Annotated in this window: 1 protein-coding gene; it reads left to right on the forward strand. The window is 54.5% G+C overall.

The window, feature by feature from the left end; translation table 11 throughout:
- Nucleotides 1-27 precede the first annotated feature (27 nt).
- A complete protein-coding gene (locus ACYP5B_RS09375; protein ID WP_276285701.1) occupies nucleotides 28-324 on the forward strand; it encodes a hypothetical protein in 297 nt (98 codons plus the stop codon).
- Nucleotides 325-459: the final 135 nt, after the last annotated feature.

Consider the following 459-nt stretch of genomic DNA (forward strand, 5'->3'; position numbering starts at 1 on the left):
CCAGGGCATCAAAGTGAGTGATATATCATGCACACTGTAATAAGAGCATATTCGGGAGCAGGCGCTAAGGAACTCTTCGATTTGTTGGAGAGGCGCACTCCTGAGATCGAATCGCTGATGCGTTCGGTCCAAGGCTTTGTCAGCTACACACTGGCCCGAAGCGAGGATGGTGAATTTGGCTTCTCAGTTACCGTTTGCAATGACAAGACGGGGGTTGATGAAAGCAGCCAAAAGGCTAAGGATTGGATCGCACAGAACGCTGCAGGCAATGGCGCAAGTGCCCCAACGATCTCGGAGGGACTCGTGATCCTGCACGTTAAGTAGCGGCAATACGTGCTGACCCGATCGAGCGCAGAGTTGGAGGCCGTCATCGACCGAGTCGGCCCAGCACGATCACAACTTAGCTTGCACTCTCGATTCCCATGCCCGCGGCTGAACGTGTCAGCCATGTGCTATCGG

The organism is Cupriavidus sp. 8B, from assembly GCF_054589115.1.

What these genes read in the sequence shown, in the direction of transcription:
- ACYP5B_RS09375 (WP_276285701.1), top strand. Translation starts at nt 28, where the DNA reads ATGCACACTGTAATAAGAGCATATTCGGGAGCAGGCGCTAAGGAACTC.